The organism is Nitrososphaerales archaeon (assembly GCA_032906765.1).
Taxonomy (GTDB): Archaea; Thermoproteota; Nitrososphaeria; order Nitrososphaerales; family Gagatemarchaeaceae; genus DASPPF01.
Window position 1 is genome coordinate 1 of sequence record JAJTZB010000001.1, and the last position, 26,937, is coordinate 26,937.

The window sequence follows — 26,937 nt, forward strand, 5'->3', positions numbered from 1 at the left end:
AGATGAAATCGGGTATCTTCTTGTTCCTCGCCCCATGGCCACACCATTCGTCCATGGCCCTCGCCATGACAGCGCCACCGAGATGAACACGAACAGAATGCTTTCCGTTATCTATAGAATGAGCCGAGTAGCCGATCTCCTTTGCAATGCTACTTATTCTGTTTCGTATGGCTGCCTCATCTTTGCTCAAGGAAAAGACCGCGCCTCTGCGACCGCCCGACGATCCTTCGGCTACATAGAGACCCAGCAACCACGCAGTCTCTTCTTTAATAGGCAACTCCTTGACCTTCAGCCAACCGCTGCGCATCCTGCTGAATTTGGTCAGTGGGATGATGTCAGTGTCATACTGCGGTCTAGCAACTGGCATGACAAGATAATCACCTTCGTTCCTTGATAGTTTTGGTTGCAAATCTGCGGGGAGTTTCCAACAGGGGGTGCCAAACTCGGTTAACCTGTTTCGGGATGCCTTTGACCGCGCTACCAGGACTGGGTGTTCTGGCGTAATCCTGAATGGCAAGAGCCCACAGGCATGAACTCGTACCATCTTACCCTCATATGGTCTAACTACCTTGCCACTTACCAGGGCATGGCCGCGAAGTCCCAATACTTGATTTCCTTCACAAACTTCCGCAATGGTTTTGTTATCACCAAGTAGTAGCGTGTCACCCTCGACGCAGTACGGCTTGTGGCCTGTGTTGTCACGCCAGAGCCAGAACCTCCCGGCTTTGGCGTCGTAGAACTTCAGGACTGCGAGCCTGAGGTCGCCGTCATAGATCGCAGATGCAAGAAGACCTTCTGCGAGGTCGGCTACCGGCTTTGTCAGCTCCGTCAGTTTCCCTGCGAGGTTGTAACCTTGGGCCGGCTTCTGCATTGTTCAGCGCCTCTCGGCTTCAGGCATTCGAATCGCAGATAAGGCTACCGAGTACCCCTACGGAGGCCAGTTTAGCGGCAGTCAGCCTTCCGTCAACGACGGGTAGTCGGGCTGGAAGTGGGTTTGTTCAGACTCGACGCTGAGCGTAGAGCTATACGGAGATTTCCTTCTTGAGTTCAGAATAGGCATGCCTGACTTCTTCGACAGAGGCCTCGTCCTCTAGGGTGGTGACATCGCCGACTGGCTTGCCTACCACGACTGCTTGGACGACCCTCCTCATTATCTTGGCGCTCCTCGTTTTCGGGAGTCTCGAGACGAAGTAGACGTCCTTGAGCGAGGCGATTGGGCCGACCTTCTCCCTCACCCATTCGTTGAGCGTCTTCCTCAACTCCTCGGAACGAGTGTTCCCAGCCCTGAGAATCGCGAATGCGACAGGCACCTCCCCCTTCACTTCGTCTGGGATGCCGACAACAGCCGCCTCAGCCACGCTGGGGTGCTGGACGAGCGCTGACTCCAGCTCGTAGCTGCCCAGCCTGTGCCCCGCGACCTTGATCACCTCATCCGCTCGTCCCAGAATCCAGAAGTAACCGTCCTTGTCCTTCACCGCGTAGTCGCCCGCGTAGTAGGTTCCTGGGAACTTGCTGAAGTACACCTGCTTGAACCTCTCCGGGTCCTTGTAGATGGTAAGCGGCATTCCTGGCCATGGCTTCTTTATCACGAGGTACCCCCTCTCCCCCGCCTTCTGCGATGCCCCCTTGTCGTCGAAGACGTCTGCATCAATCCCGAGAATGGGCGGGCCGTTCGTGCCTGGCTTCATCGGAACCATCGCCTTGCCTGGAAGGTGGCTGATCAGAATCCCGCCAGTCTCGGTCATCCACCAGGTGCTTCCGAACGGGACCTCCTCCCTCCCTACCACCCTGTGGAACCACTTGAACGCCTCGGGGTTGATCGGCTCGCCGACCGAGTGCATGAGGCGGACGGAAGATGTGTCGTGTCTGGTGACCCACTCGTCCCCGAACTTCATCCAGCCCCTGATCCCCGTTGGTGATGTATACAGTACGTTGACCTTGTGCCTCTCCACGATTGAGACCCACCTGTCTGGCTCGGGGTAGGTCGGGGAGCCTTCGTACATCACTCCTGTCACTCCTTCCATGAGGGGGCCATAGACTGTGTACGAGTGTCCTGTCACCCATCCGATGTCGGCCGTGCACCAGTAGATGTCGTCGTCCTGGACATCGAAGACCCAGTGCAGCGTGGCGTGAAGCAAGGTCATGTAACCGCCGGTGTCGTGGACCTGCCCCTTCGGCTTGCCCGTGGTCCCCGAGGTGTAGAGGACGTAGAGCGGGTCTTCGGACTTCATCCTCTCTGGTTCGACGTACGCGTCCTGTGGGACATCGGCGAGGGCTTCATGGTACCAGTCGTCCCTACCTGCCTCCATGGCGACCTCGTTGCCAGCCCTCTTCACTACGAGGGAGTTCTTCACAGTGGCCGTCTTTCTCAGAGCTTCGTCGACAATCGACTTCAGTTGGACGACCCTGCCCGCCCTGAAACCGCCGTCGGCCGTGATTATGAGTTTGGCCTCCGCGTCGTTCATCCTCTCTGCTATCGCTTCGGAGCTGAACCCAGAGAAGACGACGCTGTAGGCCACTCCGATTCTCGAGGCAGCGAGCATTACGATTGGCAGCTCAGGAATCATTGGCATGTAGATCCCTATCATGTCTCCTCTCTTGAGGCCGTACCTGTTCTTGAGGAGGTATGCCACCTTGTTCACCTCGGTGTACAGGTCGCCGTAGGTGAGGTTCCTCACCTCCTTTGGCCTGCCGTTCTCGTATGGCTCTCCCTCCCAAATCAGTGCGATCTTGTTCTTCCTCCACGATTGCGCATGCCTGTCGACGCAGAGGTAGCACGCGTTGAGTTCGCCTCCTACGAACCACTTGTAGAAGGGTGGCTTCGACTCGTCGATTATCTTCGTCCACTGCTTGTACCAAGGGAGTTCCTTGGCGACTCCCGCCCAGAAGCTCTTGTACTTCCGGACGGAACTCAAGTGAGCACTGTGGTAGCTCTTGATTGGCACCATGTTCCGCCTGTCTTCCGGGGAAATCATCTCGTCGAACGGAAGAGCCCAGTTCACGGACATCCGCGTGGCAAGACTCTCAAGAGCTTCCAATAACCCTTTCCCATCAACGGCCTTACCTCTTAGGGATGCCCGCCGGAACCGGGTTCGTGTGCCCAGTGTCAGCCACACTGCTTAAATCGAGTTTCAGGACCGCCAGCGGGGTTGCAATCAATCAGCTCCCTTCTGAAGGGCAACCTGGCGTACGTCTTCGTCGTCGTTGGGTTGGTCTGGCTTGGCCTCGTGGTCCTCACAAGCTCAACGCTGGTGCTCTGGCCAGTGCTCGCGTGCCTGATCAGCGGTGCCTTGCTCAAACTCCGCCCTGCCTCGAACCTGACGACTGCGTGGGCGAGCGCATCCGCTCTGATGGGTCTTGCGCTGTCAGCCTACCAGGTCTACGTCGCTGCCCCGCTGGTTACGAGCGATTTCGCCACCATAGCAGGGGCATCGGTGGCGGCCTTCGTTGTTTTTGGCCTCTTCCAACTGTACCTCTTGGCCGTCAGCTACTCCGCGAAGTAGCTCAGATCAGGTTTCCGTGTGTCAACCGCCTAATGAAATAGACAGAATAGCCGCTTATCACGAATAGCGCTGAGAAGGCTTTTGTCGCGAAGTTAAGGTTCCACGGGATTGGAATTCCGGTGGCTATGAACCTTGGATCTATCTCGCCTTTCAGGATGTCGACAGAGTAGAACGCCCCCCAGATCATGAAGTTGTAGAGCACCTCGTAGGCTGATGCGAATGCGATTAGGAAGCCGAGCAGCTGAAGGGTGTTGAGGACGCTCGCTGGCCACTTCGATATCCTCTCCTCCCAGAGCCTGAGGCCCGAGTAGAACAGGGCGACGCATGCGAGGCTGAAGTACGAAACAGGTTCCGCGAACCAAGGAAGCGGCCATTCCACGTTGACCAGGACTATGCCAATCGCGAGCCCTGTCCCGGTGGTCAGCAGCGATTCGACGACTCCGTAGGCCATGACGGCGACTATCACGAGGAGGGAAGCCCACATGATTATCCTGAAAACACGTCTAGTCTTTGGGTCCATCAAAGCCGTAGTTACCGCTTGCTAGGGGCTCGGCCTCCGACCGCCCTTTAAGCGTTCGTAGCCTGCGAACCAGCCGTCCTACCACGGTTCAGGATGAACCACATGAGCAGGATCTGAAAAGGCAGTTCGAGGTACCACCAAGAGAAGTCGCTCGGCAGGACCCAGATGGCGAGGAGGATGAACCAGAAGGAGTTACTCATCGTAGACGCGATGTCGCGCGACCTCAAGGCTGCGAAGACCAGCGCAGCAATCGCACTTGGCAAACGGACCAGAATCGGCAGCCCTGTGCCTGTGATTGTGGCGGAGAGCCCGTCCAGGGTGGGGTTGACGTTGAAGCCGAAGGGCATCGGCGTCAACAGCGATTGCGGGATCCTAGCGAACTGAAATAGGATAGCGTCGTGCAAGAAGGAGTTGTAGTCCCAGACTAGGAAGGGAGAGATGACTGCCGCAGCAGCAATCAGACTGATTGCCACTTCGAGCATCCTCCCCTTCCTCAGGTACATGGCAACGAAGAGCGGGTAGAGTAGCCAGAGAAACTGGCTCGCAGCTAGTGAGATGCCAAGCAAGAGCGCCCCGACTGCACCCTTCCCGCGCGCCTCCAAGGCCGCGAAGAGGCCGAGGAACGCCATGGCCACAAGAGTGTTGTTGGGATAGGAAGTCGAGAAGAGAGCAGTGAACGGCGCGAGGAGGAATACGAGCGACGCTGTCCTCGCATGCCTTCCCCCGAGTGCGAGAATCGACAATGCGACGACAAGGTCTGCCGCGATCAGCCCTAACCTGACATCCCATAACCCGAAGGGGAGAAGGAACAGCGGAACAGCAGGGAGATAGGCGAACACGTTCGATGCCCCCGGCGTCGCTAGCCAGACAGGCACGCCCGTGTAGAGGTGGCCGTAAGGGTCCAAGCCGTGGAGGAGGGCCTGCGCAGCCTGGCTGTCGTAGTAGTACACGTCCAGAAGCGGTGGGAGAAGCCAGGCCATCGCCAGCCTTGCGCCCACAGCAGCCAAGACAAGGCAAAGGAAGACCAACGTCCCGCGACCCATCGACTTGGGGACGATAGTCAAGGCATGCCTCCGCCCGTGGCTGGCCCATGATTCTCAAATACTCTTCCGCCGTGGGCAGGTCGGGAGAAGCTTGGATTTCATCCCGATAAACAAGCCAATCCTCGGAGAGGAGGAGAAGAGGGCAGTGCTGTCGGTAATTGAAAGCGGCATGCTGACTGACGCCTCCTTCGAGGGCGGGAAGATGGTTCGTGAACTGGAGGGGAAAATGAGGAGGCTCCTTGGCGTGAAGCACGTTGTTGCCACGAACTCTGGCACGGCTGCGCTCCACTGTTCCATGCTCGCGCTTGGGATCAAGAAGGGTGACGAAGTCGTAATCCCGTCGTTCACGTTTGTGTCGACGGCGAACGTCGTGCTGGCATGCGGGGGCAAGCCAGTCTTCGTTGACAACAAAAGGGACTACAACATCGACCCATCTGCGCTGAAGAGGGCGATCACTAGGAGGACGAAAGCAGTCATGCCTGTCCACCTCTACGGGTACCCGGCCGACATGGACGAAGTCAGGGAAATCGCGGCAAAGCACTCCGTGGCAGTGGTCGAGGACGCAGCTGAATCGCTCGGAGCAGAGTACAAGGGCCGGCAGACCGGGACGCTCTCAGACGTCGGCTGCTTCAGCCTCTACGCGACGAAGGTCGTGACTACCGGAGAGGGAGGGGCCATCTCGACGGACGACGATGATTTCGCTGACCGTCTCAGGCTTGTGAGGAATCACGGCATGTTGCACGGGTACGACTCGAGGTATCTCGGGTTCAACTACAGGCTCACGGAAATCGCAGCCTCCATCGGGTCGGTCCAGATGGACAAACTCGCCTCATTCCTCGCAGCCAGGAGGAAGAACGCGGCGTACCTCAGCGAGCGGCTCGGGAACGTCAATGGCGCCGAGTTCAACCAGACGGCCTCGGACAGGACACACGTATACTACCTCTACACCCTCTATCTCAGGAAGAAGCGCGACCAAGTGCTGGAGAAGCTGAAGGAAAAGGAAATTGGGGCTGCAGTCTACTTCAAGATGCCGGTCCACAGAACCCCCCTCTACGCGAAAGGAGGCTATGCTAGGCTGAGATTGAAGAACGCCGAGGACGCTGCAAAACACGTCCTCTCGCTTCCCGTCCACCCAGCCATCACGGACGATCAACTCAAGAGGGTGGCCGACGGATTCATCGAGGCCTCGTCCCTCATCGCCTAGGATAGTCGTGAGGTACAGACGCTTGAAGGTGTGCATGGTGGTCCCGACATATAACGAGAGAGAGAACATCGCGCCCCTCCTCGAACGGCTGGGTAAGGTGGCGCTTGAAGGCCTGCATGTGCTGTTTGTCGACGATTCCAGCCCCGATGGAACGGCCGACGTCGTGAGGGAGGCGATGAAGGGGAATGAGTCGGTGCACGTTCTGATCAGGGAAGGCAAGAAGGGCATAGGCTCTGCTCACATCGAAGGGTTTGCAAGGGCGCTGGAGACCCTGTCGCCAGACGTGTTGATAGAGATGGACGCGGACCTCCAGCATCCCCCAGAGAAGATTCCGGACCTGGTCGCGGCGATTGCAAATGGAGCGGACGTCGCTGTGGCCTCGAGGAAGGTTGAAGGCGGCGGGACCGAGGGATGGAGCTTGTGGAGGAGAGGTGTGAGCAAGGGGGCGAACGTGATGGCCAAAGTCGTTCTCGGTTTGGGGGTAAACGACTCGACCTCCGGCTTCAGGGCCCTGAGCTCGAGGGCGACGCGGGTGCTCGTGGACTCGGAGCTTCCTTCTCAGAGCTACTTCTTCCAGGTGGCGTCGCTCTACCTCCTGAAGAAGAGAGGTATGAAAATGGTCGAGGTGCCATTCAGGTTCCAGGCCAGGAAGGCCGGCAAGTCGAAGATGGGAATAAGCGAAATCGTTGGTTTTCTGCTCGGCGTTTGGAAACTGCGCCTGTTCGGCGTCTAGCGTGGGTTTGGACCGGGAGAAGAGGCTCTTAGACACGATACTCGAAATCGTGAGAACGATACTGAGTGAGTATCTGTCGAGGGCGAGAACAAGTGGCTCACAATCATCCAGAACGCCTCCCATGTCCAGAGAGTTAACAGCGAGAAGAAATTGGAGGCAGATGCCTGATGGCCTCCCAAGTTAACAGAACCCGTTTGAGGGTTCTGTAAACTCTTAGTCGGAGTTCCCCCAAGTCTTCTCCGTGTAAAATCTCGTCGGATGGGTGCTTCCAGTTGATTGCGCACCATCCTCTGCTTTCCGTTCCGAAGAACCACTCACCCTCGAAGAACCACTGAAAGGGCTTGATTTGACATCTGTGGGCTGGAAACTCCTCGGCTATCAGGTCAAGTCTGCAAGTCGGGCAACAGATGACATTCTCAGTCAAGGGTTAGTCGCCTCGTAGTTGGCCTTTCCTGATTTGGCTTGGGCAATCAGCTTGGGAACTTCTATGTTGACGAACTTGGCAATGGTGAGATAGGCTTCGGCCAAGTCGTTCATTTTGCCAGAAAGGAGTTTATCCTTCTCATTCACCCTCCTTTCGAGTTCCTTAATTCTGGTTTCATATCCCTTTATCTCCTTCTCGTGCTCCCTCGCTTCTCTTTTGTCTGCTATCTCCTCCAGCTTGGCCAAGTTCTTCAGTTCTTCTTGGTCGGCTTCGACAATGTCCACGGGTGCGAGAAGCTCACCCCTCTGGAAGAGGTGTGTTTCCTTACACTTGGAACACCGAACTTCCACTTCATCACCACTTCCCTTGGGAAACTTCATTGTTGAGTAGACATAGACTTGGGGTGAGTGGTAGGCCTCACCTTCGTAGAAGTAGTCGTCGAAGTCGAGTTTCTGCTGTGTCTTAGGGCAGATGGCACTCCAACGTCTGTCGGGGAAGTGGCCAACCATGTGCTATTTCTTCTCCTTCAGATACTTCTCAACGAGCGAATGGATGCGCGGGTCTACCCACCATTCGACTGCCTCAGAGACAGCCTCTCCTAACGCCCCCTTGCGGAAACCTTTCCGTTCTACGACGGCTTTGCGGAACTTGTTATCAAGCTCCTTCTCCCATTCTACTGTCGTCTTCATCTTCTCGACGCTCGGCTTCTCCTCGCCCGCCTTGTCCATGCCTTCTATCGGGATATGCCCATATATAAGATTGAATGGGTTCCCATAGGTATTAATATGCCCATGTGTATGGGTGTATGGGCATGACAACCGAACAACTCCGACACGAAATGGACGCCGACGAGTTCGAGGAGCTTTCTTCATACCTCGAACAGAGACGCGAGATGGAGGCGGACTGATGAATCAGTTCAACCTCCGAGCGACCTTCAACGAACGGGAGGCGAGGGGTTCCGAAATCGCCCACGAGTTCGGATGGGTTCAACGTGTGGATGAGTTCTCCTACCGCGTCCATTCGCAGAAGCTCGACAAGGAATACCAAGTCCAGAAGACCGAGACGGGGTGGGCCTGCTCCTGCCCTGACTCGAAGTATAGGCTCGTGAAGTGCAAGCACGTCTGGGCTGTCGAGATTTCATGGACTCTGAGAGAGCAGGTCAGGAAGTCAGTGGTGATTCAGACGGTCAAGATTGATGTCTGTCTCTTCTGCGGGTCAGGTCGGCTGGTAAAGGATGGGATAAGGCGGAACAAGACGGGCGATATCCAGAAGTTCGAATGCCGAGAATGCGGGAGATACTTCACGGTGAACATCGGGTTCGAGAAGATGAAACATGACCCGAAGGGGATTACGATGGCGATTCAACTCTACTTCTCAGGAGAGAGCCTACGGAACACGCAGAAGGCTCTCCGTCTGCTCGGCGTTCAAGTCTCGCATCAGACAATCTACAAGTGGATTCAGAAATACGTCGGGCTGATGGACAGGTATCTGGACAAACTGACTCCACAGGTCTCGGACACTTGGAGGGCCGACGAGCTATACTTCAAGGTGAGGGGCAACATGAAGTATCTGTTCGCCATGATGGACGACGAGACGCGGTTCTGGATAGCCCAACAGGTTTCAGACACTAAGTTCAAGGCGGGGGTGAGGCCTCTGTTCGCGGAGGCCAAGCGGGTCGCAGGGAAGCGACCTCTGACCCTGATAACCGATGGCGGCCACCACTTCAATCAACCGTTCAAGAAGGAGTTCTACTCTAAGCATGCCCCGTTCTCCATGCACGTCAGAGACATCAGACTGAGCGGCCAAGTCCACAATAACAAGATGGAGCGCATGAACGGGGAGATTCGGGATAGGGAGAAGGTGATGAGGGGGCTAAAGCGGAAGGACACGCCCATTCTGAAAGGGTATCAAATCTACCACAACTTCATCAGGCCACACGAATCTTTGAACGGTGAGACTCCTGCAGAAAAGGCGGGTATCAAGGTCGAGGGTTCGGACAAGTGGCTAACCATCATCCAAAACGCGAGCCTTCCGACGAAAGTTGACAGGGAACCGAAGGAGGTCGAATCCGCCTAAGAGTTGACAGCACCCGTTTGAGAAAGATACAAATACGAGCGACGGAGGCTGGCCCCATCCATGTCAGAGGCACCTGTTGAACCCCCGAAGCCGGCAGAGCAGGTCAAGGTATTCGTAGGCGCCGTCTACGAGTGCGTGCGGTGCGGGACCAGGACCACCCAAGAAGAGCTCTCGAAGCTCCCTGAAGTGAAGTGCATCTGCGGTTACAGGGTCTTCAAGAAGGTGCGCCCCTCGGTCGTGAAGCAAATTAAGGCAGTCTAGCCTCATTCCCAGCTGAACACGCAGGAACCCAGCATCGGTACGTACTCAACCTGAACTCTCGCGCTTTTCCGACCCAGACCTGAGGAACAGGAAGAAGGGCTCGGCGAGCCTTGCGGTCAGCAGCCCGTCGTCGGTGAGGCTGTATTCTACCCTTGGCGGCCTCGCCGACAGGACCTCTCGTCTGACAAATCCCATCGCCTCCAGCTTCTTGAGCTTGAGCGACAGCACCCTCCTGCTAATGGGTCTCAGCGTCTTCCTCAGCTCCTCGAATCCCATCTTCTTCGTAGTGTAGAGTGCGACTACGATCTCTGGGGCCCACTTGCCAAAGATTGCCTTCGTTATGCGGAGGTTAAGGTCGACCGATTCCTTGGATCCGTAGGGAGAAGCGGGGGTTGGGTAGACCTCTCGGGAGAAGGCCGATGCCTGGAGGGCGAACTTCTCGAAGAGGCTTCTGAGCTCCTTCCTGCTGCGTCCGCTCGGCTCCAATCGGACGGAGAACACTGTCGTCGCGTATTAAACGGATTGGGAGCCCGGTCTTGCAAGAAGGTTCGACGTTTGGCTAAGACTCGAAGCCTTATTTGCAGTATAATTTATGTAGCCGTCGAATTGGCCACGGATGATTCCCGGATGCACGTTATGAAGACAGTTAACCCAGTCGCCATCCTCGGCTACGGGGCTTACATCCCGTACTACAGGCTCCCGACCACGGAGATAGCGAGGATTTGGAAGGGAGGAGGCTCTGGTCCGAACGTCGAGAAGGCGGTCGCCTCCACAGACGAGGACGTCGTGACGATGGCTATCGAAGCGGGGAGGAGCGCGGTGACGATGGCTGGTGTCGACCACCTCGGCGCAGTCTTCGTGGGGACGGAGTCGAAACCGTACGCGGTCAAACCGACTAGCACTATGGTCTCTCAAGCCCTCGGGCAGCACCATACCCTGGCGGCCGACCTGGAGTTCGCATGCAAGGCAGGTACGGAAGCGATGCAGGTGGTCATCGGGTTGGTAGGGTCAGGCATGATAGATGCAGGCCTCGCAATCGGGATGGACACAGCGCAGGGGAGACCCGGAGATGACCTTGAGTACACGGCAGCCAGTGGGGGAGCTGCCTTCGTTTTCGGCAAGAAGGACAAGAATGCGGTAGCGGCCATAGACTGCAGCACCTCCTACGTCTCGGACACGGGCGATTTTTGGAGGCGGGCGCACGAACGCTACCCGCGGCACCTTTCGAGGTTCACTGGCGAACCCGCGTACTTCACCCACACAGAGAACGCTGTCAGGACGCTCTTCAAGGAGACGGGCCACAAGGCCAGCGACTTCGACTACGCTGTCTTCCACCAGCCTAACCCCAGGTTCCCCGTGGAGGTAGCTCTGAGGCTGGGGTTCACTGTCGACCAGGTGAAGACAGGATTACTCAACCCGATGATAGGCAACACCTACGCAGGGAGTTCGCCGATAGGGCTGGCCGCCATCCTGGACGAAGCGAAGTCGGGGGACAAGATACTCATGTGCAGTTTCGGGTCGGGCGCGGGCTCCGACGCCTTCTGTATCGAGGTGTTGGATGGCATAGAGGAGAGAAGGGGAAAGACGCCCACAGTGAAGTCGTTGCTCCAAAGGTCAATCAAGATTGATTACGCCACCTACACAAAGTACAGGGGAAAGCTACAGAAGTAGGATTGGTATGGCGAGGAACAGGGCGTACATCACTTCTGTGGGTCTCACCAAGATAGGGGACCACTGGGAGAGCTCCCTCCTCGACCTCGCTGTCGAGGCGGCCAGGAAGGCGCTCAAGGGCGCACCGAAGCTGAAGCCCCAGCAGATCTTCGTCGGCAACATGTTCAGCTCTATGGCCGCGAGCCAGGAGCACCTTGGCGCCCTGGTCGCGAACGCGCTCGGTCTCGAAGGAATCCCAGCCTTCAAGGTGGAGGCAGCGTGCTCGTCAGGCGGCTCAGCGTTCAACGTCGCATATTCGCTGGTCAAGGCCGGCGCGATAGACTCCGCCCTCGTCGTGGGAGTCGAGAAGATGAGGGACATGGAGGGGGATTCGGTCTCCAAGGCGCTGTGCATGGCGGAGTCTGCTGAGTGGACACAGTTTGTTGGCGCAACCTTCGCTGCGCTCAACGCTCTATTGGCGCGCTACTACATGGAACAGATGAACGTTACCAGGGACGAGCTGAGCTCAATCCCGGTCATTGACCACGCAAACGGCGTCAACGCCGAGCATGCACAGTTCAGGAAGGCCATCACGCCCGACGTTGTCGCAAGGTCCGCGATGATTGCCGACCCTCTCCGGCTCTTCGACTGCGCACCGACTGGCGACGGCGCTGCGGCCGTGCTGCTCGTCAACGACAAGGCAGCGTCTGGGCCGAAACGGAACCTGGTCGAGGTCCTGGCTGGCCGCGTCACTACGGCAGTGTTCAGCCTGTATCAGAGGAAGGATATGCTGAGATTCACTGCCACAGAGGAGGCGTTCAAGCAAGCGATGAAGGATGCGGGGCTCTCCCCAGCCAAGCTCGATTTCGCAGAGGTGCATGACGCGTTCTCGGTGACCGGAGCGCTCTCCCTAGAGGCAATGGGATTCTCGAAGAGGGGGATGGGGTCCAAGGACGCTGCGCACGGCAAGTACAACCTGAATTCCGACCTCTCGATAAACACGTTCGGCGGCCTCAAGGCGAGGGGCCACCCGGTGGGCGGGACCGGCGTCTATGAGATCTCTGAAGCCTTCCTCCAGCTGACCGACCAGGCGGGGAAGAACCAGGTCAAGGACGCTGACTACGGCGTGACCCAGAATGTGGGCGGAGTGGACACGACCAGCGCAGTCCACGTTTTCGGGAGGGCGGCCTAGTTGGCCATCCAGCACTGGAGGATCAGGGACAGGTACTACAGGCTCATCGGCAGCAAGTGCACCGAGTGCGGTGCGGAGTTCTTCCCACCTGTCTACAAGTGCAAGCGCTGCGGCTCAGAGAAGATCGAGGACAGCGAAATGCCGAGGACAGGCAAGATCATGACTCATACGGAACTCCATGAGCCGATGCCAGGCTTCGAAGACCAGGCTCCCTTCCACCTGGCCGTGATCGAGCTGACGAACGGCGCTAGGGTCCTCAGCCAGATCGTGGACAGTCCCGGAGACACTGTCAAGACAGGAGCCAAGGTCAGGGCGGTCGTCAGGAGGGTCAGGGTCGACGGTGAGTCAGGCCAGATCCTCTACGGCTACAAGTTCATCGTGGATTGATACTTCTTCATCAAGGTTGAGAATGAGCAGGGAGTGAACAAGAGCGAGGGCGACATCCCGCCAGACCCACACATATATCCCGACTTCCCGACGGGGTCGTGAACATGTCCTTCGAAGAGGTCATGAGGCTGGCCCAGCAGAAGGGTTTCTTCTTCAAGGCGGCAGACTCGTACCCCAACTCGCCGGCGGGATTCTGGGACTACGGCCCGCTCGGAGTCTCGATAAGGAACAAGTTCGTGGAACTCTGGAGGAGGATGCTAGTCAGGAAGGACGGCATGGTGGAGATTGACGGAGCGCAGATCCTGCCGAAGGCCGTCTTCGAGGCTTCTGGACACCTGCAGGGGTTCACCGACCCGATCGTCCAGTGCTCGAAGTGCGGCTCAGTCTTCAGGCCGGACAAGCTGATAGAAGAGAAGAGCGGGAAGCAGACCCCTGAGAAGCTGGCGGACGGAGACTACGACAAACTGATGGAGGAGGCGGGTGTGAGGTGCTCGAAATGCGGCTCTAAGCTGTCTGGGACGAGGAGGTTCAACATGATGTTCAGGGTGAGCGTGGGGGCCGGCCAGGAGGAGGCATACCTGAGGCCTGAGACGTGCCAGAGCATCTTCGTCGACTTCCCGCTGCTCTTCAAAACCCAGAGAATCAAGCTGCCGATAGGGTTCGCGCAGGTGGGGAGGAGCTTCAGGAACGAGATAGCACCAAGGCAGGGGTTCATCAGGCTGAGGGAGCTTAACCAGGCGGAGGTAGAGGTCTTCTTCAACCCGAAGAAGGTCGACCAGGCGAAATTCGGAGCGAAGGAGGAAACGCGCCTGAACATCACGACTCCCGACGGTCGGGCCTCCGACCTATCTGTGAAGGAGGCTGTGGCTGCGGGGCTGATGCCGAACGGCCTAGTTGGATACTACCTCGCCCTGATCCAGGACCTGTACCTAGCCTGCGGCATCGAAAGGGAGAGGATCCGCTTCAGGATGCTCTCGGACGAAGACAGGGCGTTCTACTCGAAGGTGGCGTATGACCTGGAGGTGAGCACGTCGGTCGGATGGCTCGAGCTCGTGGCGTGCAACTACAGGAGCGACTACGACCTGGGCAGGCACTCGGCGGTGAGCGGGAGCGACTTCACTGTCGACGACGACGGCGAGAAGGTGCTTCCGCACGTCTTCGAGCTCTCGATGGGGGTGGACAGGAGCATCTACACGATTCTTGAGACCTCGTTGAGGGTTGAGGGGGAGAGGAGGACGCTTGCGCTCAGGCCGTACCTTGCTCCGCAGAAGGTCGGGGTCTTCCCCCTAGTCAACAAGGACGGCATCCCAGAACTCTCCACGAGAGTGCACGCCAGCCTTGCCGACGACGTGGAGGCGTTCTACGACGACTCTGGTTCAATAGGAAGGCGCTACGCAAGGGCTGACGAGGTGGGAGTCCCGTTCTGCGTGACGGTGGACTACGACTCCCTGAAAGACGAGACTGTGACGCTGAGGAGCAGGGATACGAGGGAACAGGAGAGGGTCAGGATTGACGAGCTGCCCGAGAAGCTGAGGCGGCTGACGAGTTTCCCGCCGATCTCCGGCTGAAGCCGCTAGGATTCTTTCCGTCACTAGGTAATTGGGAGGTGAGGTCGCGTTCTTCTGTCGCCCAGACGTGATGGCCCCGGCCTCGGGTTGTTTGCCGGCGCTGTTCCGATTGCACTACTGTTCGCAGCCTGGACCACGCAGCCAGCAGTCGGCCTATTCTTCAGGTCGACACTCACAAACCCATCAACGTACCCCTCCTCAGAGTTTACGCTCCGCTTCCTCCCATGTTCTCTCGCTCACGGAGCTTTCCTAATCTATTAGGGCCAAGTCTTAACTGATTAGTTGCCAACAACGCAACCGTCGTGGAAAAGCTCAAGAGCAGCCGCGCCACTTTGTTATCTCTCGCAGTTGTCTTGGTTGTGATAATTGCCGCTTTCGGTTACTACTACATGACTACTTCTGGGACAGTCGCCAGCCAGAACTCAATGCTGGCTGCCGGCAGCTCATCAATCTCTGCGTTCAATACTCAAGTGTCGTCTCTCGTTGGACAAACGTCGACATACCAGCAGACGATATCGTCTTACTCCAGTCAATTGAGCCAGCTGGAGGCCCGTCTCGCGTCCCTGCAAGCGCAGTACAACCAATCTCAGTCAAGAATCGTTTCTCTGCAGGCGATAACAGATTTGAAAAGCTTCGAGGTCATCCAGCAGCGGCAGTCAGTGGAAATCCAGAGCAACTCCAGCACAAGCAACTTCGTCTCTTGGAACTTCAACACGAATCAATACGCAGGCTACGTTGTTCTGAACTTCACTGTCGCAGGTACCTTCTCACCTGGGAGCATCTCCGCGGTGGCGTTTTCGACCTTGCCGGACAAGCAAGGGCCCCCGACCTCGATTTCGGCGGCGGGCGCATCAACAGCCTCTGGAAGCCTTCTCTTGCCGGTCCTGCCCAACATGGCGTACACGATCTATCTCTACAACGAGAGAGCATACGCGCAGACTGTCACAGTGACCGTAGCTTATTACTTCTAAAGAAGCACGACTGCGCCCGCAGCGACTGCGCCTGCGAGTGTCGCCATTAGGTTCACGACGTTGTTCTCTATGAAGGGCACTCCCCCCGTCCGCGTTGTCCTCTCGCCACAATGGTTGAGAGACTCGGTGGGCTTGTGACAGATTGGACAGTATCCCTTCCGCTGGATTGACGCGCCGAGAAAGCTGTCGAAGACAGCCCCGAAGACTCCCCCGATTCCGCACACGACCAAGAGAAGCAGCTGCGACTGGATGACGCCCAGGAGGACGGCGATTAGGCCGATGACCCCAGACGCAAGGACCGCCCCGACGAAGCCGAGGGGTGAGACTCCGCCAGAAGTGCCGGGAGGCACTTCCTTGCTCGGATTCGTAATCAGCCTGGGTTTTCTACTGCTGAGCAGCCCGAGCTCAGTTGCGACCGTGTCCGCAGCCGAGGTGGAGATGCTTCCGAGGAAGAGTGCAGCGACGAGCAGGCTAGGCTGGAAGTAGTACACGACTGCGAAAATCGACGCCAGGCCTCCGTTGGCAAGTATGTTCGGCCAGTTCCTCGCTCCTCCCTTTTCCTGCGCGCCTCCGAGCTTCTTCTTGTAGCCGTATTTGTACCAGGTGAAGGCGACGCCGAGAGTGAAGAATACAGCCACGACCAGGAACCAGCTCAGGCCACCACCAAGGATGATGGCACAGCCGACCGCAACGCTTGCGATGAAACCCCTACCATCGAGGGCCCTCAGGAAGATGGCTGAAAGGGCGAAGGCTATCACCAGGAAGAAGTCTAGAACCGCTGTAATGACGGACAGCACCAAATCTCCAAACGCAGCCCCGCATGCAGTAATTAACCTTCGTGGGGCTGTTCAGTTTCTACTGGCGTTTCTCCCTGACTATTTCAATTTCCGGGATGCCTTGCTCAGCCTCTCCATTGCTTCTTGGAGCTTCTTCCGATTCGCGGCCTTGGCAGCCACAGTCACGTCGTTGACCATGAACTGAAGCGCCTTCAGCGCAGGGTCTCCCGAGGGTCTCAGCAACTGGCCAATCTCGTTGTTGACCGCGAATATGGCCTGTAGGATTCTCCGCGAATCAAGGGTCTTCTCTGAGAGGAAGTCCGTTACTGCCTCGTCAAGGAGCGTCAGGGACTCTGCAAGGCGGGGCACAAGTGCCGCAGCCCTTTCGGCAGATTAAATACGCGTCGCCTCGTCGTCGTTTCGCTTGACCAAGATTCTTTACGGCGTCAGCCCAATCGGCCTCGGCCACGCCGCGAGAGCCGTTGCGGTCGGAGAGGAGCTCCGACGAAGGGGATTCGACCCCATTTACGCCAGCGGACGAAACGCCGTGGAGTTCATCCGTTCCTACGGATTCGTTGTCGAGGATGTAATCACAGAGCCTGTGCCGAAGGTGGTTTCAGGCGAGATGAAGAGCGCTTCGACTTGGTACTTCCGGTACTGGAGGGGGTTCAGAAAGAGCAAGAAGCGAATGGCCGCGCTCATCACAGCTGCGCGCCCAGACCTTGTTGTTGGGGATGAGGAGTTCTCTGGGCTCGTCGCCGCAAAGGAAAGAGGCCTGAGGAACGTCATGATAACGGACGAGCTCGAGCTCGGATTCGCAAGGGGTTGGCTCGCGCGGAAGATTGAGGCACGGGTAGAGAGCTGGTACGAAGCACTCCAAAGTCAGGTCGACCTCCTGATAGTCCCTGAAGCCGGCACGGACTCGGCGAACAGGCGCTACGTTGGTCCCATCGTCAGGGGCGTGACCAGGTCCAAGGCGAATGTGGTTGACGAGTTCTCCCTTCCCAAGCAAGGGCGCATGCTCCTGTTGAGCCTCAGCGGTGCGGGTCTTGGCGACCACCTAGTCCGGCCATTGATGAGGGCACTCGCACGCTCTGGGGATGACTACCTGGTGATTACAGGCAACAGGGGAGACACGCTCGCCGGCGACCGCGTCTACGACCTAGGAGTCGTGAGGGACAACCAGAATCTCGTCGCTGCCGCCGACCTTGTAATCTCGACCGCAGGCAAGAGCACCATCGACGAGGCCACCGGTGCGGGAACACCCATCATAGTGGTCCCGATGCGGAATCACGCAGAGCAGGAGAGAAACGCGGCCGCTCTTGGTTTCAAGCCGGACGACATCGGACGCCTCTCTGAGTTGATTCAGGAGAGGTTGGGCAGGAGAGGAGCGCCGCGCTCCTTCGACGGGGCTAGGAAGACGGCGGACCTTCTCGTTGGGGTGGCTGCCTATCGGAGCTGACGGAGGGCCTCGATCATCGCTTCCTCGCTCACCGCGCCTGAGAGCGCGAGCAGGATGCCCTCCCTGCGCGCAAGGTCCACTGCGAGCGGGTCCAACTCAGTCGGGCCGTAGATGACCACCATTCTCGGCTTCAGCTGCGACACCCTGATTGCCACCAGCGGACTCCTCCCCATTCCAACCTTGGTGAATATCAGTGCTCTCTCGGTTGTGGCCCCGAAGATTCTGTAGAAATCGTAGCCGGAAAGGGCGTATATCGTCTTGATGCTGTCGACGACCGTGTACCCGTACAGCCTGAGGTCCTTCTGCTCACCGACAAGGACGGTTCCCTTCACAGCGTTGAGGATGTCTGCGGCGGAGACTGGCTGCTGGAACTCGCCAATCGCAAGGATGGCCGCGTCCTTGTCGCTCGAAACGAGTTTCGAGACGACCCTCTCTTTGGCCTCGTCCAGGGCAACCAAAGCCTCAACGTACTTCCTCACGAACTGGACACCCGGCGAAGGCCTTCGACCGCTTTCGTAGTCGCTCAGGACGGAGGGCGAGATCTTCAGCGACCTCGCGAGGTTCACCTGCCTTATGCCGAGCTTCTCTCTCCAGGCCTTCATCGCCCTACCTGGCTCCTCGCTGGCCACCACGTTGCCAGCTATCTTCGCGACCGCGTCGCTGGTCGACGACAAGACGCTTAGACTGAAAGCGAACTTCCTTTAAGCTTTTGACGAAGTGGCCTCTGCGAAGGCGATTGGCTCTTCTTCGAAGAACCTCCTCGTCGTTCCGCTCGGCGGGGAGTCGAACGGGTCGACGGTCACCATCACGGGCAGGTTGTTGACTGCGTATCCGAGAAGCAGGCAGACGTGGGGCGGGAGCGTCCTGACGAGCGCCTTCACGGTATCCGTGTCCGCCATCGAAGCCTGGGAGACCATCGAGAGGTCCGCGTCGTTGCTGAAGGTGTACAGGAAGATGTTGTCCACCTGCCTGTAGATCTTCTGGTCGATTGCATCGGGTTGGTTGGTCACGAAGACGGTGAAAACGCCGAAGTGCCTCATCCTAGTGATGAGGTCTTCCCAGTAGGTCTCCCTGAGGTACAGGTGGGCCTCCTCCGCGAATAGAAAGACGGGCGGGATCTTCTTGTGCTCGAGAAGGTCGACCAGCTTAGACAGGACAAGCTCAACCGTCATCCTCCTATTGAGGGGGGAGACGTCGCTTAGGGAAATGACGAGCGACCCGCCCCCCCTGCTCGAGGAGAAGAAGCTGAGCAGGTCGAACTGCTTCTCGGGCGAGTCTGTGAAGAGGCCGCAGGAGGCGATCGTGTGAAACCTCGCGAAGAGGGCGTCTCTGACGAACTCGTTGCACCTCCAGGAATGTATCGCGACTTCCAGCGAGACGAGGGTCAGCTCTCCCCGGCCTTCGAGCATCTCCCAAATCTTGACGAACTCTCGGAGCGACGTCCCCGGCATGTCGAGGGAATGTAGGAGCAGCGAGGTTATCGCCCGCAACCCGACGGAAGAGAGCGAGAGCCTCATCTCCCTCCCCGGCCTCACGACCTTCACCTTGTGAGAGAGGGGAATCCTGCTGCCGTCGTGCTTCTGCCCGATTACGCCGTACTCGTCGTTGAGGTCGAATACGATGCTGTAGGCGCCGTGCTCAAGCAGCCCCCTGAGGAGCATCTTCGCCAGGTGCGACTTCCCCGATTCCTTGCGTCCGGTGATGACTGTGATCCTTCCGTCCAAGGCCTCCGCCATGACACCGAACTCCGACCCCGAGTCCACCCTGCCGATTCTGATGATCCTCTTGCCGAGCTGCGCGACGCTCGCCGTTAGCTCGTTGACGAGAAGCCTGGAGACCGTCGAGCTGGTCCTTGAGGGCATCCAGTCGGCCCTCGGCGAGAGCCTCCCCCTCGTGATCGTTCCTCGCCCCTTGCAGACCAAGACCCTCATGTCCCTGATGAGCGTTGAGATCGTCGTCAGGTCGGTCGGATCCTCAGTGACGCCGTGCATCGAAGCTGAGAGCACCTCCTCCCGGGCTATCTCTTCCTCTACGCCCTCCACGTCCAGGTAGTGTTCGTCGTAGACCTGGAGCACCAGGCTCCGCTTCTCCTGGGTCGCGAGGAGATAGTCGCCGACCTTCACATCCTCCCGGGCGGCTGCGACGACGAGGATGTCGTCGCCGTCCTTCTTCAGGATCTTCGATCTAGGCCCCTCCTCTGAAGCCCCCGAGAGCGATGGTTCGGAGCGTGAACGTCGGCAGCTGCTTGAGCCTGAATTTCTTGGTGACAAAGGCCTTCAATGCCTCGCCATCTGCCTTCGAGAAGACGGAGAGATGGTGCGCAGCCTTCAGAGACTCAGGGTAACCTGCCGAGAACGCGTCGTTCCACAGGATCCTTCCGAGGACCGCCTCGACGGGTTCCCTTGTCGCGGCCACGTCGAGCCTGAATACGAGCCCGTCTACGGTGAACTTCGCCAGTACCGTGCTGACCAGCCCTGAGCCCAGCCTGTGGTAGGCTGCGCCGCGCATTTTAGTGATGGAGCCGACCGCGCTCTCGGATAGGATCAGGTCGCTGGACTTTGAGAAGCCCACAAGGCAGTTTCCAGACAGGCCGTTCGGGGCCATCGAGCCGGCGAACTGGCCGAACGGATGCCTCAGTGAACCGTCGGCCATCACTATCGTTTCCTCCTCAGAGGAGAGCAGCGACTCTGTGACGCGCCGTTCTATCGTGTTCCTGATGACCCGCTCAGCAACCGCGTGGTCAGAAAGAAGGAGGGACATCTCAGGGGAAGACAGTTCGGACCTCATGCCCGCGAGGCCGGAGGCTGAAGCGTAGACGAGGATCGGCCCTAGCCTGAAGAAGTTCCTGAGCGAGCCTTCCCTTGAGATTCCGACGGCGGTCCTCGCTGCATAGAGCGCGCCGTCCGACGTCTCGCCAATCAGGACGCAGGTCGAGTCGACCGACGCGACCGGTCGCCCTTCTTTGATGGGAATTATGCACCCAGGGACCACAGCCGCGTCGGAGTCCTCGAAGTACGGATACAACTCCTTCCCGTATCGATTGAAGACGAAGTGCCGGCCTGAGAGCACTCTCTCCGCGTTCTCTGACAGTGCTTCGAACTCCTCCCTGAACTCCCTCGCGAGGGAGTCGAGGAGCTCGAGTTGGTTGGTGTCGGGAAGGACGCTTCTTGCGATGGCCATCTTGCGCAAGATGGACACCTCGTGTGGTATTTATGTATTGCGCATGTTGGTGTTGCCCAATAGCGCTTCGCGTTCGTGTGGGCAGTAACCATTGAACCCTTTGGCCATATTACAATTGTAGCAGAGGACCCGAAGACCCTCGGGGAAGTTGTTCTTTATTATCCAGATGTAGTATCTCGTACCCCCGTAGTTCGTCGCACCGAGCTCTCTGCGATGCTTTCTGCCTCCGCCCCGTACGTGATCGATGCTGAGAAATCCTATCCTAGACTCCCCACAGCACGCACACTTTCCGCCGTAATGTTCTATGACCTTAACCCTCACCCTCTTCGACCGTTCTTTCCACCAGCGAAGCTGCCGAGGTGTGCCCAACCTCATCCGAACTCGAATTCGTCATTTAATGCCCACTCTGCGAGAATCCGGGCCCCTAACTCTTCAAATAGAGGCATCATGGTCAACAGGCGCAACAAGGTCCCCTTGTCCGAACATATAGAGCCCCAAAATGTCACCGTGAAGCTGAAGCGAGGGTCTTGGGAGATAGAGATTACAGCCAGGGAAGACAGGGTGCAACAAGCCGTCGAGAGCGTGCTAGCCGGCATGACCTCGAAGGAGCCAGATGTAATCGAGCTGTCGTCCGAGGCGGGCGAGAGGCGATTCGAGACGTGCAGGGGACTGCTCGTGACGATATGGAAGGAAGGCTTCTTCCGGGAGTCAAGGGCGCTGTCGGAGGTCCACGATGAGATGAGCAGGAGAGGTTATCACTACGACAGGACAGCTGTCGCCCACACCTTGGTAGACCTCGTCAGGGAGGGGACGCTTTTCCGCGAAGGGAGCATGCGAAACTACAGGTACGTCCAGAAGAGGCCCCTTGAATCTGCTGAAGGTGAGAAGCGAGATGCTGAGGGTCAGCAGGGAGAGAAAGGGAGGACTCAGGCGTAGACTATCATGAAGGCAAGGACGAAAGCAATGGTAGGAATGAGAACCCACGTTGACAGGGCCTCGTAGGCAAGCTTCACGTTCACGAACGCTGTCCGCTGAGAGAATGCCGCTCCGAGCATCCCGCCCAACACGCACTGGCTGATGGAGGTTGGGACGGCAAGTTGTGTCCCCACCCACACCAGAATAGCGCTGCTTGCGAAGACGGAGATTACACCCTGGGGGCTGAGTGACAGGAGCCTGTCACCGACCGTGCCGCTCACGGCGCCCCTGCCCAGAAGAAGCATCCCGGCGACTGCAATGAGGGCCAAGGCTGATGCCACCAGCGCCGCGTTGCCGACCGGGCTACCAGAGAGGGAGGTCCCGGCTATCAGCCCGAGGTTGTTCGCGCCCAGTGTGTAAGAGACCGCGAAGGAACAAGCGACCATCCCCACCCTGTTGAATGAGTCAGCTGCTATGAGGCTGAGCGAGGAGATGAGCCGAGTTATGACCCTGTGGATTGCGAATGCCGCAGCCGCTGTGAGAAGGGGGGCGACGAACCAGAAAGTAACAACCAGCTCGGTCTGCCCCACGTTGACCGTGGCACCCATTCCGACCGCGAATCCGAGGAAGCCGCCTACCATCGCGCTGCTCACAGGGGCGGGGAGTTTGGTCGCGGTCAGGGCGAAGATCAAAACGATAGAGAGAGCGAACGTGAGGGTGACGCCCCACCCAGAGACCGGGAAAGCCAGCGAGCCGACTAGGCTTGTAAGCATCTTCTGTCCCTCAAAGACAACGCCTGCAAGCATGCCCAGCGCGGTCACAACTATCGATGCCCTCAGCGACAGGGTTCCCGATCCAGCCATGTTCCCGATTAGATAGGAGCTGTTGTTCCATCCGAAGAGGAAACTGAGGGCAGCCGCCAGTATGAGGAGGACCTCAACCATAGCCCTTGGCCACGAGAACAAGGACAACGTCGCTCGCATCTTCCGCGTTGTCCGCTATGTCGTCCGCGACGAGCAGGAAGTCGCGCATCTGGATCACTGTGATCGGGTCTGGTCGCTGCCCTGAGGTGAAGAGGCGCCTCGTCAGGTTGTCTTTCGCTGCGTCTGCGTCCTCCTCCCTCTCCTCGACAGGTTGGACCCTCAGGAGCATCTGCTTCTTGCCTAGCTTGAAGGCGCTGAGAAGTTCGCCGAGAGCCTCGACCGTGGCCACGACTGCGTTTGCGAAGGCGCTCATGTCCGGGGAGGCGATGAGGGAAATGGCGAAGTCGTCGAGCGTCTCTCCTGCCTGCAAGAGCCTGGAGGCACCCTTTGCGCTGTCAGCCACGTTGTCGATCTCCTCGACCAGGTCGAGCATGTCCTCCCTGACACCGCCGAAGAACGCGCCTTCGGCTATCTGGATACTGAGCTTCCTGAAGAAGTCATCTGCCCTCTTCTCACCCTCCAGGACCTTCTGGAAAGAAGCTGCAGCCCCGGCTACGTCCCGCGAAGCCACGGCGTCGAGAAGCCGATAGAAATCGAGAACGGTTTGGTGGACAATCGAGTATCCCTCGTCCAGTCCAATTAGAATCGCCTTCTCCTTGCTGGCGAACAAGGATATCGGGAACTTCATGACGCCGAGACGCTGCTCTCGTCGTAAATAATGGTTCAATCAGCGGTGAAGGGAGAGCAACATCGCACTTCACGGGCCGGCTGCAGCGCTAACTAGGCTGCGGCCTCGCAAACTTCTTTGTTAGCTGCTCGTGCACCCTGTGAATGCCGACGGTTGTGATCCTGTATCTTCCGCCCCCCTCGCTGTCTATCCTCTCGACCTGCGCCTGCTTTGTCAGCTCACTCAACCTCGATGAAATTGTCTTCGGGTACAGGCCTGTCGCCGACTCGATATCCGAGACACCCATGGCGTCGGAGGCGACCTTGCCGGTCAGGTTCGCCGCCCTGGAGGCAACGAGCTGGAGGAGGATGACCTCCCTGTCGCTGAGCTTCTTGTCGCCAGCCCAGACCCTCGGCCCTTCGGGCGTTATCTTGACGTAGTCCTTGAACATCTGGATGATTTCGTTCAGCGAGAAGTTTGCCGTGATTACCCGTGCAAGGTCCACGTCAGGTATCACCTTGGAGACGAACTCGTGAAGCGAGCGCATTACCATATCCGGAGGTCCGGCGAAGTCGACCTTGACGTCGCCGTAGGAGACTGTGATTGAGAGGCTCTTCTCTGATGACATCTCGTTGTGGCTCCGCACTGGGCAGAACGGAATGGGGAATTAAGGTTTTGACGAGTTTCGGCGGGCGATGGGCGGGCTACTGGGGGCTCGAGACTGAGACTGACGACGCGGTGTAAACGTATTCGCCGTCCTCTGCCTTGAAGCGCCTGAGCTTGGTCGTCTTTGCAAGGCGCAGGAGCGCGACCGCAACGGACTGCTTCGGGTAGTTAAGGCCGTAGGACTGGAGCGCCTCCCGCACGTCAGAGAGCTTCCTCCGCTCCCTCCCCCAAGGATCGGCAAAGAACTTCCCAATGATGTCTGCCAGCGAGTCGTTCTTCTCGATGGTGACTGCTGGGAGCAGACTCTGTGAGGAATGGTGTCCTCCTTCGGCAGGTGGTTGTTCAGTTTGCTCCCCCCGTGGATCGACCTCGGAAGAGCCTCTGCCCGGCAGCTTCCCCAAGACCTCGGGGATTAGTTCGATTGCCTCTTTGAGATGCTCCGGGTCAGCCTCGACCTCCGCCTCCGCGGCGCCCAGCTTGACCCTGATCTTTACCAACGAGACCACCATGCGGCCTTCCGATATGAGCGTTTAGGTGGCCTCACTTCTAGGGAGGGACCCGGAAATCCTCCTTCACGGTCGTGAGGACCACATGGGTGTTCGCGCGATCGACGAAGGGCATAGAGAGAAGTCCTTTTGTGAAGTGACTCAACTCATCTCTGCTCCTGAACTTGGCGACCACAATTCCGTCGATTTCGCCAGTGACGTCGTACACCACGCAGACGCCGGGGAGCTTCGCTATCTCCCTCTCCATCTCCAGGAGCTTCCCCTTCGAGACAAGAATCTCGGTGACAACAGTTAGTTCGTAGCCTAGCTTCTCTGAATCAACCTTAGCCTCGTACCCCGTGACCACGCCGTGCTCCTCCAACCTCTTCACGCGGGAGACTACGGTAGAAGGCGACACGCCCAGCTCAGCAGCGAGCTCCCTGAAGGACATCCTTGCGTCCCGTGTCAGTCGGACAAGTAACTTGGTATCGAGCTGGTCGATGGACAAATGTCCACCAATCGCCGGTGTCCCGCCGACCTTTCCCGAACGTTCTTCCAGTCTACCGCGTTGGTGCTTCATGAATGTCCAGTCTTCTTCTGCGTAGCCTTATATTCGTTGCGGGAAATGGGTTCAGAACATGGTTTTCACCATCTCGAAGAACGGCGGAATAACGCAAAGGACGTTCACACCTGAGCAGGTCATGGAGTCAATCAGGACACAGCGAATCAAGTTCGTCGACCTCCAGTTCACCGACGTCCCCGGCAGGCTGCGGCACGTAACCATACCATCCGAGATGATTGGCGAGGAGATGTTCAGAGATGGCGTCGCGAAGCTGGATGGCTCGTCCGTGCGAGGTTTTGTCGAGATACACGAGTCGGACATGCTGTTAGTACCCGACCCGAGCACCTACGGTGTAGTACCTTGGATCGAGGACTCGGTCAAGACCGCGAGGCTGATTTGCGATGTCAGGGCAGGCTACGGTGCGGGAAGGTTCAGCAGGGACCCACGCTTTATTGCGCAGAAGGCTGAGGAGAAAATCAGAAGCGCGGGCTTCACGAGCTCTCTTTGGGGTCCTGAGGTCGAGTTCTTCGTCTTCGACAGCGTGACCTGGGAAGCAAACAACCCCTTCGCATCCGGTTTCAGGATAAGCTCTGTCGAGGCTGCAAACGAAGCCAGGGGGACCAACTTCCCAATCAGGTTCAAGGACGGCTATTATCCGGCACAGCCAGTCGACACGCTCAGCGATTACCGCGGCGAATGCGTCAATCACTTGAGGGACGGTTTCGGTGTACTCTCGAACGCACACCACCACGAAGTGGCCACAGCCGGTCAATGCGAGATTGACGTCTACAGGGATGAGCTGGTAACGATGGCCGACAGCGTGATGACCTACAAGTTCGTCACTAAAAACGTGGCTGCGAGGAGAGGGCTGATAGCCACCACACTGCCGAAGCCAATCTTCGGAGACAACGCGGTCGGAATGCATACCCACTCGAGCCTCTGGATCGGCAAGAGGAACGCCTTCTTCGACCCCAAGGACGAGTACGCGGAAATCAGCCAGACGGCGAGGTACTACATAGGGGGCATCATGGAGCACAGCAGGGCGCTGACCGCGATTGTAGACCCGACGACCAACTCATATCACAGGCTCGTCCCTGGCTTCGAGGCGCCTGTCTACGTCGCCTGGAGCAAGTCCAACCGGTCGGCGAACGTTAGAATCCCCGTCTACGAGAAGGGCTCGGAGGGCACCAAGCGGGTCGAGTTCAGGACCCCCGACCCCTCGTGCAACCCCTATCTCGCGTTCGCTGCGATTGCGGCTGCGGGGCTGGACGGCATTAGGAAGAAGAAGGACCCGGGAGACCCGGTAAACGACGACATCTACAAACTCACGCCGCAGAAGCGGAAAGAGTTGTCAGTAGGCGAGCTGCCCGGCAACCTCAAGGAGGCGGTAGAGTGCCTGCAGAGCGACTCCGCGTTCCTCGAAGGGATTTTCTCGAAGGACCTGCTGGACGTCATGATGGAACTCGAGATGGGGGCGTACAGGGCAGTCTCAGCGAGACCGCACCCGTATGAATTCTATCTGTACTTCGATTTGTGAGCCGACTTGTGGAAGTCAATTTCCACAGGTCGAACTAATGTAGGTTCGAACGACTCTCTTTCCGGAGGAGCTCTCTTCGATCTAGTCTTCGAAGTAGGCCCAAGTTGGGATTATCCGAGATTTGGGAACACCGAACCCCGGGTTCAAGCCCCGGCGACCACAGAGAAATCTGGTCTTCGGGTACTCAGCATTGACCATCTTAGGCCATCGATTGAAGATTCATCAACTGGGG

Annotated in this window: 30 protein-coding genes; 13 read left to right on the forward strand and 17 right to left on the reverse strand. The window is 58.0% G+C overall.

Annotated elements, in window-relative coordinates; genetic code table 11:
- Together LYZ69_00005 and acs are read right to left on the reverse strand one after the other, a co-directional pair.
- On the reverse strand, positions 1-871 hold an 871-nt coding region (locus LYZ69_00005), incomplete at its 3' end, for a hypothetical protein (GenBank protein ID MDV3276830.1).
- 151 nt (positions 872-1,022) lie between these two features.
- Positions 1,023-3,008, reverse strand: a complete 1,986-nt coding sequence (acs, locus tag LYZ69_00010; GenBank protein MDV3276831.1) for an acetate--CoA ligase — start codon at positions 3,006-3,008, stop codon at positions 1,023-1,025.
- Between the two features lie 141 nt (positions 3,009-3,149).
- Between acs and LYZ69_00015 the strand changes: the two genes are divergently transcribed.
- Positions 3,150-3,503, forward strand: coding sequence for a hypothetical protein (locus LYZ69_00015; protein ID MDV3276832.1), 354 nt, complete (start codon positions 3,150-3,152; stop codon positions 3,501-3,503).
- A gap of 1 nt (position 3,504) precedes the next feature.
- Here LYZ69_00015 and LYZ69_00020 read toward each other — a convergent pair whose 3' ends face one another.
- Complete coding sequence (locus LYZ69_00020; GenBank protein ID MDV3276833.1) at positions 3,505-4,023, reverse strand: hypothetical protein; 519 nt, start codon at positions 4,021-4,023, stop codon at positions 3,505-3,507.
- Between the two features lie 47 nt (positions 4,024-4,070).
- On the reverse strand, positions 4,071-5,087 hold the full coding sequence (locus tag LYZ69_00025; protein ID MDV3276834.1) for a hypothetical protein: 1,017 nt from the start codon (positions 5,085-5,087) through the stop codon (positions 4,071-4,073).
- A 70-nt stretch (positions 5,088-5,157) separates the two neighbouring features.
- Between LYZ69_00025 and LYZ69_00030 the strand changes: the two genes are divergently transcribed.
- Positions 5,158-6,270 carry a DegT/DnrJ/EryC1/StrS family aminotransferase gene (locus tag LYZ69_00030; protein MDV3276835.1) on the forward strand — a complete coding sequence of 371 codons (1,113 nt, stop codon included), beginning with the start codon at positions 5,158-5,160 and terminating at the stop codon, positions 6,268-6,270.
- Between the two features lie 37 nt (positions 6,271-6,307).
- Complete coding sequence (locus LYZ69_00035) at positions 6,308-7,003, forward strand: polyprenol monophosphomannose synthase (GenBank protein MDV3276836.1); 696 nt, start codon at positions 6,308-6,310, stop codon at positions 7,001-7,003.
- Positions 7,004-7,423: 420 nt separating this feature from the next.
- On the opposite strand, the gene LYZ69_00040 is transcribed toward LYZ69_00035, so the two are convergent.
- Positions 7,424-7,936 carry a hypothetical protein gene (locus LYZ69_00040; GenBank protein MDV3276837.1) on the reverse strand — a complete coding sequence of 171 codons (513 nt, stop codon included), beginning with the start codon at positions 7,934-7,936 and terminating at the stop codon, positions 7,424-7,426.
- 3 nt (positions 7,937-7,939) lie between these two features.
- Entirely contained in the window at positions 7,940-8,155 is a 216-nt protein-coding gene (locus LYZ69_00045) for a hypothetical protein (GenBank protein MDV3276838.1), read from the reverse strand.
- Positions 8,156-8,333: 178 nt separating this feature from the next.
- On the opposite strand from LYZ69_00045, the gene LYZ69_00050 reads away from it, so the two are divergent.
- Positions 8,334-9,503, forward strand: coding sequence for a DDE-type integrase/transposase/recombinase (locus LYZ69_00050; GenBank protein ID MDV3276839.1), 1,170 nt, complete (start codon positions 8,334-8,336; stop codon positions 9,501-9,503).
- Between the two features lie 60 nt (positions 9,504-9,563).
- Positions 9,564-9,764 (forward strand): hypothetical protein, encoded by a 201-nt coding sequence (locus LYZ69_00055; protein MDV3276840.1) that lies wholly within the window; start codon positions 9,564-9,566, stop codon positions 9,762-9,764.
- A 45-nt stretch (positions 9,765-9,809) separates the two neighbouring features.
- Here the strand turns inward: LYZ69_00055 and LYZ69_00060 are convergent, their stop codons facing one another.
- The gene (locus LYZ69_00060) at positions 9,810-10,250 is read right to left on the reverse strand and encodes a helix-turn-helix transcriptional regulator (GenBank protein ID MDV3276841.1); all 441 of its coding nucleotides are present in this window, start codon (positions 10,248-10,250) and stop codon (positions 9,810-9,812) included.
- Between the two features lie 120 nt (positions 10,251-10,370).
- On the opposite strand from LYZ69_00060, the gene LYZ69_00065 reads away from it, so the two are divergent.
- The 5 genes from LYZ69_00065 to LYZ69_00085 all read left to right on the forward strand — a co-directional run bounded on the left by LYZ69_00065 (position 10,371) and on the right by LYZ69_00085 (position 15,532).
- Positions 10,371-11,435, forward strand: a complete 1,065-nt coding sequence (locus tag LYZ69_00065; GenBank protein MDV3276842.1) for a hydroxymethylglutaryl-CoA synthase — start codon at positions 10,371-10,373, stop codon at positions 11,433-11,435.
- A 7-nt stretch (positions 11,436-11,442) separates the two neighbouring features.
- The gene (locus LYZ69_00070; protein ID MDV3276843.1) at positions 11,443-12,606 is read left to right on the forward strand and encodes a hypothetical protein; all 1,164 of its coding nucleotides are present in this window, start codon (positions 11,443-11,445) and stop codon (positions 12,604-12,606) included.
- On the forward strand, positions 12,607-12,993 hold the full coding sequence (locus tag LYZ69_00075; protein ID MDV3276844.1) for a Zn-ribbon domain-containing OB-fold protein: 387 nt from the start codon (positions 12,607-12,609) through the stop codon (positions 12,991-12,993).
- Positions 12,994-13,097: 104 nt separating this feature from the next.
- On the forward strand, positions 13,098-14,561 hold the full coding sequence (gene glyS / locus LYZ69_00080; GenBank protein MDV3276845.1) for a glycine--tRNA ligase: 1,464 nt from the start codon (positions 13,098-13,100) through the stop codon (positions 14,559-14,561).
- 302 nt (positions 14,562-14,863) lie between these two features.
- Positions 14,864-15,532 (forward strand): hypothetical protein, encoded by a 669-nt coding sequence (locus LYZ69_00085; GenBank protein MDV3276846.1) that lies wholly within the window; start codon positions 14,864-14,866, stop codon positions 15,530-15,532.
- On the opposite strand, the gene LYZ69_00090 is transcribed toward LYZ69_00085, so the two are convergent.
- Together LYZ69_00090 and LYZ69_00095 are read right to left on the reverse strand one after the other, a co-directional pair.
- Positions 15,529-16,329: a DUF92 domain-containing protein gene (locus LYZ69_00090; GenBank protein ID MDV3276847.1), complete on the reverse strand. Its 801-nt coding sequence runs from the start codon at positions 16,327-16,329 to the stop codon at positions 15,529-15,531. The two genes, LYZ69_00085 and LYZ69_00090, sit on opposite strands and share 4 nt — an antisense overlap.
- A 78-nt stretch (positions 16,330-16,407) precedes the next feature.
- On the reverse strand, positions 16,408-16,677 hold the full coding sequence (locus tag LYZ69_00095) for a hypothetical protein (GenBank protein MDV3276848.1): 270 nt from the start codon (positions 16,675-16,677) through the stop codon (positions 16,408-16,410).
- A gap of 55 nt (positions 16,678-16,732) precedes the next feature.
- Here LYZ69_00095 and LYZ69_00100 point away from each other — a divergent pair, with 55 nt between their 5' ends.
- Positions 16,733-17,770, forward strand: a complete 1,038-nt coding sequence (locus LYZ69_00100; GenBank protein MDV3276849.1) for a hypothetical protein — start codon at positions 16,733-16,735, stop codon at positions 17,768-17,770.
- On the opposite strand, the gene LYZ69_00105 is transcribed toward LYZ69_00100, so the two are convergent.
- Genes LYZ69_00105 through LYZ69_00115 form a run of 3 tightly spaced genes read right to left on the reverse strand, consistent with a single transcriptional unit; the run spans position 17,758 to position 20,950 of the window.
- Complete coding sequence (locus tag LYZ69_00105; protein ID MDV3276850.1) at positions 17,758-18,444, reverse strand: helix-turn-helix domain-containing protein; 687 nt, start codon at positions 18,442-18,444, stop codon at positions 17,758-17,760. The genes LYZ69_00100 and LYZ69_00105 overlap by 13 nt on opposite strands.
- Before the next feature lie 27 nt (positions 18,445-18,471).
- Positions 18,472-20,040 carry a DUF87 domain-containing protein gene (locus LYZ69_00110; protein MDV3276851.1) on the reverse strand — a complete coding sequence of 523 codons (1,569 nt, stop codon included), beginning with the start codon at positions 20,038-20,040 and terminating at the stop codon, positions 18,472-18,474.
- On the reverse strand, positions 19,955-20,950 hold the full coding sequence (locus LYZ69_00115; protein MDV3276852.1) for a hypothetical protein: 996 nt from the start codon (positions 20,948-20,950) through the stop codon (positions 19,955-19,957). Before LYZ69_00115 ends, LYZ69_00110 begins: the two co-directional genes overlap by 86 nt.
- Positions 20,951-21,424: 474 nt before the next feature.
- Between LYZ69_00115 and LYZ69_00120 the strand changes: the two genes are divergently transcribed.
- Positions 21,425-21,886, forward strand: coding sequence for a hypothetical protein (locus LYZ69_00120; GenBank protein MDV3276853.1), 462 nt, complete (start codon positions 21,425-21,427; stop codon positions 21,884-21,886).
- On the opposite strand, the gene LYZ69_00125 is transcribed toward LYZ69_00120, so the two are convergent.
- The 5 genes from LYZ69_00125 to LYZ69_00145 all read right to left on the reverse strand — a co-directional run bounded on the left by LYZ69_00125 (position 21,877) and on the right by LYZ69_00145 (position 25,114).
- Complete coding sequence (locus LYZ69_00125) at positions 21,877-22,809, reverse strand: inorganic phosphate transporter (protein ID MDV3276854.1); 933 nt, start codon at positions 22,807-22,809, stop codon at positions 21,877-21,879. The two genes, LYZ69_00120 and LYZ69_00125, sit on opposite strands and share 10 nt — an antisense overlap.
- Positions 22,802-23,476 (reverse strand): DUF47 family protein, encoded by a 675-nt coding sequence (locus tag LYZ69_00130; GenBank protein ID MDV3276855.1) that lies wholly within the window; start codon positions 23,474-23,476, stop codon positions 22,802-22,804. The genes LYZ69_00125 and LYZ69_00130 overlap by 8 nt, the downstream gene beginning before the upstream one ends.
- An 88-nt stretch (positions 23,477-23,564) precedes the next feature.
- Entirely contained in the window at positions 23,565-24,083 is a 519-nt protein-coding gene (locus tag LYZ69_00135; GenBank protein MDV3276856.1) for a hypothetical protein, read from the reverse strand.
- A 76-nt stretch (positions 24,084-24,159) separates the two neighbouring features.
- On the reverse strand, positions 24,160-24,618 hold the full coding sequence (locus LYZ69_00140) for a hypothetical protein (GenBank protein ID MDV3276857.1): 459 nt from the start codon (positions 24,616-24,618) through the stop codon (positions 24,160-24,162).
- A gap of 49 nt (positions 24,619-24,667) precedes the next feature.
- Entirely contained in the window at positions 24,668-25,114 is a 447-nt protein-coding gene (locus tag LYZ69_00145; protein MDV3276858.1) for an Lrp/AsnC family transcriptional regulator, read from the reverse strand.
- Positions 25,115-25,244: 130 nt separating this feature from the next.
- Here LYZ69_00145 and glnA point away from each other — a divergent pair, with 130 nt between their 5' ends.
- Positions 25,245-26,705 carry a type I glutamate--ammonia ligase gene (gene glnA / locus LYZ69_00150; protein ID MDV3276859.1) on the forward strand — a complete coding sequence of 487 codons (1,461 nt, stop codon included), beginning with the start codon at positions 25,245-25,247 and terminating at the stop codon, positions 26,703-26,705.
- The last annotated feature ends 232 nt before the right edge of the window (positions 26,706-26,937 follow it).

Excerpts from the sequence above, each read along its gene's own strand:
- acs (MDV3276831.1), bottom strand. The coding sequence starts at position 3,008 with ATGTCCGTGAACTGGGCTCTTCCGTTCGACGAGATGATTTCCCCGGAA.
- LYZ69_00020 (MDV3276833.1), bottom strand. The coding sequence starts at position 4,023 with ATGGACCCAAAGACTAGACGTGTTTTCAGGATAATCATGTGGGCTTCC.
- LYZ69_00040 (MDV3276837.1), bottom strand. The coding sequence starts at position 7,936 with ATGGTTGGCCACTTCCCCGACAGACGTTGGAGTGCCATCTGCCCTAAG.
- LYZ69_00045 (MDV3276838.1), bottom strand. The coding sequence starts at position 8,155 with ATGGACAAGGCGGGCGAGGAGAAGCCGAGCGTCGAGAAGATGAAGACG.
- LYZ69_00050 (MDV3276839.1), top strand. The coding sequence starts at position 8,334 with ATGAATCAGTTCAACCTCCGAGCGACCTTCAACGAACGGGAGGCGAGG.
- LYZ69_00055 (MDV3276840.1), top strand. The coding sequence starts at position 9,564 with ATGTCAGAGGCACCTGTTGAACCCCCGAAGCCGGCAGAGCAGGTCAAG.
- LYZ69_00070 (MDV3276843.1), top strand. The coding sequence starts at position 11,443 with ATGGCGAGGAACAGGGCGTACATCACTTCTGTGGGTCTCACCAAGATA.
- glyS (MDV3276845.1), top strand. The coding sequence starts at position 13,098 with ATGTCCTTCGAAGAGGTCATGAGGCTGGCCCAGCAGAAGGGTTTCTTC.
- LYZ69_00115 (MDV3276852.1), bottom strand. The coding sequence starts at position 20,950 with ATGGCCATCGCAAGAAGCGTCCTTCCCGACACCAACCAACTCGAGCTC.
- LYZ69_00125 (MDV3276854.1), bottom strand. The coding sequence starts at position 22,809 with ATGGTTGAGGTCCTCCTCATACTGGCGGCTGCCCTCAGTTTCCTCTTC.
- LYZ69_00130 (MDV3276855.1), bottom strand. The coding sequence starts at position 23,476 with ATGAAGTTCCCGATATCCTTGTTCGCCAGCAAGGAGAAGGCGATTCTA.
- LYZ69_00135 (MDV3276856.1), bottom strand. The coding sequence starts at position 24,083 with ATGTCATCAGAGAAGAGCCTCTCAATCACAGTCTCCTACGGCGACGTC.
- glnA (MDV3276859.1), top strand. The coding sequence starts at position 25,245 with ATGGTTTTCACCATCTCGAAGAACGGCGGAATAACGCAAAGGACGTTC.